We start from the raw sequence: 9,233 nt of genomic DNA on the forward strand, positions 1-9,233 counted from the left end.
AGCCGGGCCTTCGTGTCCAGGCGGGATCAGGCGTCGTTCTTGGTCTTGACGACCTTGCGGCCACGATAGAAGCCGGTGGGGCTGATGTGGTGGCGCAGGTGCGTTTCGCCCGTGGTGGGCTCCACCGCGATGCCCGGAACGTTCAGGGCATTGTGCGAACGGTGCATGCCGCGCTTGGAAGGCGACTTCTTGTTTTGCTGGACGGCCATGGCGGGCTCCTGGAATCGGTGCGCCGCCCAGGGGGCAACGCGGGTTATCGGGTTGGACCGGGCCGGCGCCTGCCGCCGGACCGTTTCGCTGCGCGCGCGCTGGTCTGGCCGTATCCGCAGTAGCTGCGGCTGCCCGTCTGGCGCGAAGCCCGCGATTATAGCCCAAGTGCCCTCTCCTGCTACTTGCCGGTCTTCAGCCTGCCCAGCACGGCGAAGGGATGGACCTTCTCGGCACCGGCGGCTTCGAAGCCCGGGTCCTCGGCGGACATTTTCACGGCCTCGGGGCAGACGTCGTGCCGGGGCGACAGGGGCAGCTCCATCAGCAGTTCGTCCTCCACCAGTTCGACCAGGTCGAAACTGCGGCTCAGGGCCAGGAGGTCCTCTTCGGCCTCGTCGTCCTCGGCGGCCGCGGTGGCCTCGTCGGCCACGAAGCGGAAGGAGCGGTCCACCGACAGCGGAACGTCCACCGCCTGCAGGCAGCGCTGGCACACCAGCGGCACGCTCGCATCCGCCTCCACGTGCACCCACACCTCCGGCTGCACGTGGCGCGGATTCAGTATTTCGCCGCGCGCATGCCAGCGCACCTCGCGCGCGCGGCGCTCGGTTTCCACGGTTTCCTTCACGAGACGGGGGTACGTCCCCAGCGCGTCGCTCGCGTCCAGCTGCCCGCCTTCCTCGGCGAAGCGGCGGACGTCCAGGCGGCGCGGATCAAAGTCCTTTGCCATGAATTCAGTGTAAGAGAATCGCCGGATGCAACTTGCCTCTCGTGACTCTGCGGTGCGTCCGCTCGTCCTGGGTTCGACTTCGGCCTACCGCCGCGAACTGCTGTCGCGCCTGCGGCTGGAGTTCACCGTCGAGCCACCGCACGTCGACGAAACCCCGCGCGCCGGCGAAAGCCCCGAAGCGCTGGCGCGGCGGCTCGCCGCTGCCAAGGCGGCCGCCGTTGCACGGATGCATCCCTCCTCGGTGGTGATCGGCTCCGACCAGGTGGCCGACCTGGAGGGCGAGCCCCTCGGCAAGCCGGGCAACCATGCGAACGCCGTCGCCCAGCTGCTGAAGATGAGCGGCAGGACCGTGGTGTTCCAGACCGCCGTCACGGTGATGTGCCAGGACACGGGCTTCGCCCAGCACGACCTGGCGCCGGTGCGGGTGCGCTTTCGCACCCTCGCACGCGAGGAGATCGAGGCCTACCTGCGGGCCGAGCAACCCTATGACTGCGCCGGCAGCGCCAAGAGCGAGGGCCTGGGCATCGCGCTGCTGGAGGCGATCGACAGCGACGATCCCACCGCGCTCGTGGGCCTGCCCCTGATCCGCACCTGCCGCATGCTGCGCGCCGCGGGCCTGCGCGTCTTCTGATGGCAAGCGGCCGCCTCTACCTCGTCCCGGCGCCGCTGGATTTCGGCTGCGAGACGGCCGTTCCGGTGACGGAGGTGCTGCCCGCAGGGACCATCGCGGTCGCGGCCGGCCTCACGCACTGGGTCTGCGAGAACGCGAAAACGGCGCGGGCCTTCCTCAAGCGCATCGGCGAGCTGCAGCCGCTCGCCCTGCCCCTGCAGCAGCAGCAGATCGCCGAGCTGCCGCGCGAAGTCCACAAGAAGGGCGACCACGGTCCCGCCGCCTTCGATGCGAAGCCGCTGCTGCAGGCGGCCGTCGCGGGCCACGACGTCGGCTTGCTGAGCGAGGCCGGCATGCCGGCGATCGCCGATCCGGGGTCCTCGGTGGTGCGCGCGGCGCACGAGCTCGGGATCGAGGTGGTTCCGCTGGTCGGGCCGGTGTCGCTGCTGCTGGCGCTGGCGGCCAGCGGGCTGAACGGGCAGAACTTCGCGTTCGTGGGTTACCTGCCGCAGGATGGGGCGGCGCGCACGCAGCGGCTGCGCGATCTCGAAGCCTTCGCGGCGCGGACCGGGCAGACGCAGTTGTTCATCGAGACGCCCTACCGCAATGCGGCGCTGTGGCAGGCGATGGTGCAGGGATTGAAGCCGGCGACGCGGATCGCGGTGGCTTCAGGCTTGACCTTGCCGCAGGCGAAGTGCCGCAGTGCGAGCGTCGCCGCGTGGAAGAAGGAAGCGGCGCCGGTGGCGAACGACGTGCCGGCGGTGTTTGCGATCGGGGTGTGAGTCGGCGAGAACTCAGCGCATCGGCTGCACGTTGCGCAGCGCCTTCACCGCGCCCTCGCCCACCGCCGCGCCGAATCGCTTGGCCAGCCGCTGCGCCACGTTCTCGCGCCGCGTGTAATCGACCAGTTCTTCCGCCTTGATCACCTCGCGGGCGACGAAGTCGAGATTCCCGAGCTGGTCCGCCAGGCCGAGTTCCACCGCCTGCTGACCCGTCCAGAACAGCCCGCTGAACAGCTCCGGGCTGTCCGACTTCAGGCGCTTGCCGCGTCCGGTCTTCACGATGTCGATGAACTGCTTGTGCACCACGTCCAGCATCTGCTGGGCGTGCTGGCGATGCCGCTCGGTCTGCGGGCTGAAGGGATCGAGGAAGCCCTTGTTCTCGCCCGCGGTGAGCAGGCGCCGCTCGATGCCCAGCTTCTCCATCAGTCCGGTGAAGCCCCAGCCTTCCATCAGCACGCCGATGCTGCCGACGATGCTGGCCTTGTCGACGAAGATGCGGTCGGCCGACACGGCGATGTAGTAGGCCGCGGAAGCACAGGACTCCTCCACCACCGCGTACAGCGGCTTCTTGTGGATCGCCTTCAGGCGCCGCAGTTCGTCGTTGATGATGCCCGCCTGCACCGGGCTGCCGCCCGGCGAGTTGATCAGGAGCACCACGCCTTGCGCGCCCGGATCCTCGAAGGCGGCCTTGGCGGCGGCCACGATGAACTCCGCGCTCGCTTCCTGGTCCGGCCCGATCTCGCCCTGGATCTCGATCACCGCCGTGTGCGGCGAGGCCTTGTCGGTGGGCGGCGCGCCGCGGAAGCCGATCGTCCAGATCAGGAACAGGAAGAACAGCAGCCAGGCCGTACGCGTGAACGTGCGCCAGCGGCGTGCGGTGCGCTGTTCCTCCAGCGAGGCGAACAGCAGTTTCTCGAGGGTCGCGCGCTCCCAGCCGGGAGCTTGCGACGCAGTGGCGGCGGGCTGCGCAGGCGCCGGCGGAACCGGCGTGGCGGCAGGCGGCGGAACCGGGGCGTTCGGTTGCTCGTTCTCGTTCATTCGCGGATCAGAAGGAAACAGGTTGCAGGTTGAAGGCAGTATGCCAGTGCACCACGCCCTCGCGCTCCGTGAGCGCGATGCGCGTAAGGCTACCGCGGCAGGGGCCGCCGGCGCAGGCGCCGGTGTCGGGCTGGTAGGCCGCTCCGTGGGTGCTGCAAAGGAGCCAGCGGCCGGTGTCGTCGAAGAACTGGTCGGGCTGCCAGTCCATCTCCATCGCCACGTGGGTGCAGCGATTCAGGTAGGCGTGCACGCGTCCCTGGTAGCGGATGGCGAAGGCGCGGCAGGTCTGGCCGCCGAAGACCACGTCGAAGGGAACGGCCATGCCGCCGTCGACGAGCTCGCGCGCGCTGCACAGCGGGATCAGCTCGCCTTCGTCGGGCAAGGCGCTCATGCGTTCTCCAGCAGCCAGCCGTGCAGCTCGCCCACCGAGTGGACGATCGCCTGCGGCCGCAGCGCCGCGAAACCCTCGAAGGCGTGCGCGCCATAGCTCACCGCGACGCTCGGGCAGCTGGCGTTGAGCGCCAGCTGCAGGTCGTGCGTGGTGTCGCCGATCATGAGCGTGCGCTCCGGCTCGGTGCCGAACTCGCGCATGAGCTCGTGCAGCATGCGCGGATCGGGCTTGCCGGCCGTCTCGTCGGCCGTGCGCGAACCGTCGAACACGCCGGCGAGCTGAGCCGAGCGCAGCGCCTCGTCGAGGCCGCGGCGCGACTTGCCGGTGGCCACCGCCAGCCAGTGGTGCCGCTGGCGCAGCTGCGCGAGCATGGGCAGCACGCCGTCGAACAGGCTGATGTCGTCCTGGTGGTTCAGGTAATGCCGCCGGTAGGACGCGCCGAGCTCGGCGTAGCGCTCGCGCGGCACGTCCGGCGCGGCATGCGCCAGCGCTTCCATCAGCCCCATGCCGATCACGTAGGAGGCGGCTTCCTCGGTCGGCACGGCGCCGCCCACGTCGGCCACGGCGCGCTGGATGCAGCGCACGATGATCTTCGTGGAATCGAACAGCGTGCCGTCCCAGTCAAAGGCGATCAGGTCGAACCGGCGGGGGCGGGAGGCGGGCATGGTCGGTGAATTTCTGCAGCTCGGGCGGCAGCGGGGCTTGCAGGGCGATGCGCTCGCCCGTGGCGGGATGGTCGAACTGTAACCGCCACGCATGCAGGAACATGCGCTTGAGGCCCTGCCTCTGCAAGGCCTTGTTCAGCTCGAAGTCGCCGTACTTGTCGTCCCCGAGGATGGGATGGCCGGCGGAGGCGAGGTGGACGCGGATCTGGTGGGTGCGGCCGGTCTTGATGGTGACCTCGAGGAGGGTGGCTTCGCGAGCGCCCGCAGCGCCCCCACCCCGGCCCTCCCCCGGAGGGGGAGGGAGAAAGAGCTTTTCCGCCACTTTGACGAGCGTGATCGACCGCATCCCGTCCGGATCGTCCTTCGCCACCACCTTGACGCGGCGCTCGCCGTCGGCCTGCAGGTATTTGTGCAGCGGTTGGTCGATCACCTTCTTGTTGGCGGGCCAGGCGCCGGTGACCAGCGCCAGGTAGGTCTTGCCGGTTTCGCGGTCGCGGAACTGGTCCTGCAGTTTCGTGAGCGCCGAGCGCTTCCTGGCCACCAGCAGGATGCCCGAGGTCTCCCGGTCGAGCCGGTGCACCAGTTCCAGGAATTTCGCGGCCGGACGCGCCTGTCGCAACTGCTCGATCACGCCGAAGCTCACGCCGCTGCCGCCGTGCACGGCCACGCCGGCCGGCTTGTCGATGGCGAGCAGGTGCTCGTCCTCGAACAGCACGGGGAACTCCCGCGCGGGAGCCGGCTTTTCGGTCTCGGCGGACTGGGACACGCGCACCGGCGGCACCCGGACGACGTCGCCGTCCTGCACGCGGTCGTCGGCCGAAGCCCGGCCCTTGTTCACCCGGACTTCGCCGGAGCGGATGATGCGGTAGACGTGCGTCTTGGGCACGCCCTTGAGCACCCGGATGAGGAAATTGTCCAGTCGCTGCCCGGCCGACTCCTCCCCCACCGTCAGAAATCTCACCTCCGCGCTTGCAGGGGGCGGTCCGCCCCCTATAATCAGTTTCACCAGAGTTACGCCGTAAGTGGTTGATTTGGCTGGCAGTTTAGTCCACGCATCCCCACCCCGGCGCCCTGGCAGGTCGATGCCACCGGCATCGTCGCGCGCAGATTCCGGGCCAGAGCCCGTCGTGGCGCGGGCGATGCCGGCACGGTCCGGCTCTTCGAAACACTGAACGGAATACAAGGTCCGCAAGCCCTCCGGGCTCGCGGACGGATCAAAGCGAGACAATGGTGCTGATGGTTCTCCTCCTGGCATTCTGGCGCTGGCTGCTGCCCGCGCCCGCCATGCAGGTCCCATGGCCCCTCTTCGGCGCCCTTCCCACCGCTGCATTTGCGGTGCAGCGCCGTCGCCCGCTCGCCCCCATCCCTGTGCCCTTGCGACGGTTGCTGAGCTAGACAGCTCCGGCAGCCGCATCGCACTCCCGGCAATTCCATCCGTTTCGAAGCGTCCGTCCGGCATCTGTGGGCCCAACAGGCCCGAGTGCTTGAGAAGAAGAGGTAACGCTTTATGAAGCGGATGCTGATCAACGCCACGCAGGCGGAAGAACGCCGGCTGGCGATCGTCGACGGGCAGAAACTGCTCGACTACGAGATCGAGATCGAAGGGCGCGAACAGCGCAAAGGCAACATCTACAAGGCGGTCGTGACCCGCGTCGAGCCCTCGCTCGAGGCGTGTTTCGTCGACTACGGCGAGGACCGCCACGGCTTCCTGCCGTTCAAGGAGATCTCCAAGCAGTTCTTCGCGCCCGGCGTGCCGGTGTCGCAGGCCCGGATCAACGACGTGATCAAGGAAGGCCAGGAACTGCTGGTCCAGGTGGAGAAGGAAGAGCGCGGCAACAAGGGCGCGGCGCTCACCACCTTCATCTCGCTGGCCGGCCGCTACGTCGTGCTGATGCCCAACAACCCGCGCGGCGGCGGCGTCAGCCGGCGCATCGAGGGCGACGACCGGGCCGAGCTCAAGGAGGCGATGGACCAGCTGGAGTACCCGAACGGGATGTCCATCATCGCCCGCACGGCCGGCATCGGCCGCAGCGCGCCGGAACTGCAGTGGGACCTGAACTACCTGCTGAAGCTGTGGACCGCCATCGAGGGCGCGTCCAAAGGCGGCAAGGGCGCCTTCCTGATCTACCAGGAATCCAGCCTGGTCATCCGCGCGATCCGTGACTACTTCAATCACGACATCGGCGACATCCTCATCGACACCGACGACATCTACGAGCAGGCGCACCAGTTCATGGCGCACGTGATGCCGGAGCACGCGCAGCGCGTCAAGCGCTACCGCGACGACGCGGCGCTGTTCTCGCGCTTCCAGATCGAGCACCAGATCGAATCGGCCTACGCCCGCGAGGTGAAGCTGCCTTCCGGCGGCGTGATCGTGATCGACCACACCGAAGCGCTGGTGTCCATCGACGTCAACTCGGCGCGCGCCATCAAGGGCGGCGACATCGAGGAAACCGCGACCCGCACCAACCTGGAAGCCGCCGACGAAGTGGCCCGCCAGATGCGCCTGCGCGACCTCGGCGGCCTGATCGTCATCGACTTCATCGACATGGAAGAGTCGAAGAACCGCCGCGAGGTGGAAAACCGCCTGCGCGACGCGCTGCGGCAGGACCGCGCCCGCGTGCAGTTCGGCTCGATCAGCAAGTTCGGCCTGATGGAGATGAGCCGCCAGCGGCTGCGCCCGGCCCTGTCCGAAGGCGCGTCCATCCCCTGCCCGCGCTGCGGCGGCCACGGCCACATCCGCGACACGGAAAGCTCCGCGCTGCAGATCCTGCGCATCATCCAGGAAGAGTCCATGAAGGATTCGACCGCGGCGGTGCAGGTGCAGGTTCCGGTGGAAGTCGCCTCCTTCCTGCTGAACGAGAAGCGCACCGAGATCGCCAAGATCGAGCTGAAGCAGCGCATCAGCGTGCTCATGGTCCCCAACAAGACCCTGGAGACGCCCAACTACAAGCTGGAGCGCCTGAAGCACGACGACCCGCGCCTGGACAACCTCAAGGCCAGCTACCACATGGCCGAGGACTTCGACGAGGCCACGCAGGTCACGCGCCGCTCGCACGAGCGCGTGAACAAGCAGGAGCCGGTGATCAAGGGCGTGCTGCCCGACGCGCCGGCCCCGATGCCCGTGGCCAAGCCGCCGGTGCAGGAGCCCGTGGCCAAGGCCGCGCCGGCGCCCGCGCCCGTGCAGCAGCGCCCCGCGCCGGTGACGGCGCCGGCCGAAGGCGGTTTCTTCTCCTGGCTGAAGGGTGCGCTGGGCCTGGCGCCCGCCGCCGCGCCGGCGCCCGCGCCCGCGGTGGCCGAGCCCCGCAAGGAAGAGAGGCGCGAAGGCCGGGGTGACGGCCGCCGGGGCGATCGCCGCGACGGCCGTGGCGAGCGCGGCGACCGCGACCGCAACCGCCGGGGCGGCGAAGGCCGCCGCGACGGCGAGCGTGGCGAACGCCGCGACCGCGCGGTGGCGGAAGGCGCCGAGGGCGCGCAGCAGCGCCCCGAGGGCCAGCAGCAACGCGACCAGCAGCGCGGCGAAGGCCGGCGCGAGCGGGGCGAACGCGGCGAGCGTGGCGGTCGCGAGCAGCGCGAGGGCCGTGACCAGCGCGAGGGGCGCGAGCCGCGTGAAGGCCGCGAGCCGCGCGAAGCACGGGAACAGCGTGAAGGCCGTGAGCCGCGCGAGGCACGCGAGCCTCGCGAGGGTCGTGAGCCGCGCGAACAGCGCGAACCGCGGGAAGCGCGCGAGCAACGCGAAGGCCGTGAGCCGCGCGAAGGCCGCGACGACCGCGAGCCGCGCGAGAGCCGCGAACGGCACGAGGCGCGCCAGCGCCGCGAGGCCGAGCGCGCGTCGCGCGAGAGCCGCGAGTCGATCGATGCGCGCGGCAGCATGCCGGAAGGCATCGTGCCCGCGCCGCAGGAAGGCGCCGAAGGCGGCGACGAGCAGCAGCGCCAGGAGCGTCCGCCGCGCGGTGAGCGCGGTGAGCGGGGCGAACGCGGCGAACGTCGCGAGGGCCGTGGCGAAGGCCGCCGCGAGCGTGGCGAGCGCCGCGCCGAGGAAGGCCGTGACGGCATCCCGGCCGACGCCGGCACCGAAGCCATCGCACTGGCCGGCGCGGCCAGCTCGGTGGGCCAGGTGATGGAGTCGCCGGAGGCGCAACTGCCCCCCGGCGCCAATCCGGTGCTGGAGTCGCACACGCACTACGACGAGCGCCGCGTCGACGGCACCGACGGCGAAGGCCGCCGCGACCGCGACCGCCGTTCGCGCGACCGCTACGGCCGCGACCGCCGCGAGCGCGGTGACCGCGCCGAGCGTCCCGCCGACGCGATCGTCGCCACGGGCGCCGAAGTCTCGCCCGCCGAGATGGAAGTGTTCGCCGGCCACGCGCCGCTGCCGCAGGAGCACCACGCGGTGCGCGCGGAAGCCAAGGCCGCCCCGGCGCACGAGGAGCACGCGCATCGCGGTGCCGTGCCTCGCGTGCAGCCCTTCCAGCTGCCGGTCGACGAGCTGAAGAACGTCGCCGAAGGCTCGGGCCTGCATTGGGTGCTGTCGGACGCCGACAAGATCGCCGCCGCCCAGGCCGCGATCGCCGCCGAACCGAAGCCGGTGCGCGTGCCGCGCGAGCGGCCGCCGGTGGTGGTGGCGGACGAAGGTCCGCTGGTGCTGGTGGAGACCAAGCGCGACCTGCGCAACCTGCAGCTGCCGTTCTGACGGCGGGCTGGCCACGAAAAAGGGCGCCTTCGGGCGCCCTTTTTGTTGGCGTCGGGGTTCGCCTTCGGGCTCACCGCCGACCTACGGGGACCAGGATCGCGAAAAATGTAGGTCGGGGTG

At 70.1% G+C, this 9,233-nt stretch carries 9 protein-coding genes; 3 read left to right on the plus strand and 6 right to left on the minus strand.

Features of this window, described 5'->3' with window-relative positions:
* Window positions 1-26: 26 nt before the first annotated feature.
* A complete protein-coding gene (rpmF, locus tag VF522_RS19690; RefSeq protein ID WP_169421151.1) occupies window positions 27-209 on the minus strand; it encodes a 50S ribosomal protein L32 in 183 nt (60 codons plus the stop codon).
* Window positions 210-388: 179 nt separating this feature from the next.
* On the minus strand, window positions 389-934 hold the full coding sequence (locus VF522_RS19695) for a YceD family protein (protein ID WP_330910011.1): 546 nt from the start codon (window positions 932-934) through the stop codon (window positions 389-391).
* Between the two features lie 25 nt (window positions 935-959).
* Between VF522_RS19695 and VF522_RS19700 the strand changes: the two genes are divergently transcribed.
* Both VF522_RS19700 and VF522_RS19705 read left to right on the plus strand, forming a co-directional pair.
* Complete coding sequence (locus tag VF522_RS19700) at window positions 960-1,565, plus strand: Maf family nucleotide pyrophosphatase (protein WP_330910012.1); 606 nt, start codon at window positions 960-962, stop codon at window positions 1,563-1,565.
* Window positions 1,565-2,326 (plus strand): SAM-dependent methyltransferase, encoded by a 762-nt coding sequence (locus VF522_RS19705; protein ID WP_330910013.1) that lies wholly within the window; start codon window positions 1,565-1,567, stop codon window positions 2,324-2,326. The genes VF522_RS19700 and VF522_RS19705 overlap by 1 nt, the downstream gene beginning before the upstream one ends.
* 12 nt (window positions 2,327-2,338) lie before the next feature.
* Here the strand turns inward: VF522_RS19705 and VF522_RS19710 are convergent, their stop codons facing one another.
* From VF522_RS19710 to VF522_RS19725, 4 genes are read right to left on the minus strand one after another with little or no spacing between them, the layout of a single operon-like run.
* Entirely contained in the window at window positions 2,339-3,364 is a 1,026-nt protein-coding gene (locus tag VF522_RS19710; RefSeq protein ID WP_330910014.1) for a S49 family peptidase, read from the minus strand.
* A gap of 7 nt (window positions 3,365-3,371) precedes the next feature.
* Window positions 3,372-3,755, minus strand: coding sequence for a Rieske (2Fe-2S) protein (locus VF522_RS19715; RefSeq protein WP_330910015.1), 384 nt, complete (start codon window positions 3,753-3,755; stop codon window positions 3,372-3,374).
* Window positions 3,752-4,420 (minus strand): HAD-IA family hydrolase, encoded by a 669-nt coding sequence (locus tag VF522_RS19720; RefSeq protein WP_330910016.1) that lies wholly within the window; start codon window positions 4,418-4,420, stop codon window positions 3,752-3,754. Before VF522_RS19720 ends, VF522_RS19715 begins: the two co-directional genes overlap by 4 nt.
* Complete coding sequence (locus VF522_RS19725) at window positions 4,377-5,426, minus strand: RluA family pseudouridine synthase (protein ID WP_414709561.1); 1,050 nt, start codon at window positions 5,424-5,426, stop codon at window positions 4,377-4,379. The genes VF522_RS19720 and VF522_RS19725 overlap by 44 nt, the downstream gene beginning before the upstream one ends.
* Before the next feature lie 501 nt (window positions 5,427-5,927).
* Here VF522_RS19725 and VF522_RS19730 point away from each other — a divergent pair.
* Complete coding sequence (locus tag VF522_RS19730; protein WP_330910017.1) at window positions 5,928-9,113, plus strand: Rne/Rng family ribonuclease; 3,186 nt, start codon at window positions 5,928-5,930, stop codon at window positions 9,111-9,113.
* Window positions 9,114-9,233 lie beyond the last annotated feature (120 nt).

The sequence above is a fragment of the Ramlibacter sp. genome (assembly GCF_036383835.1).
Classification (GTDB): domain Bacteria; phylum Pseudomonadota; class Gammaproteobacteria; order Burkholderiales; family Burkholderiaceae_C; genus Ramlibacter.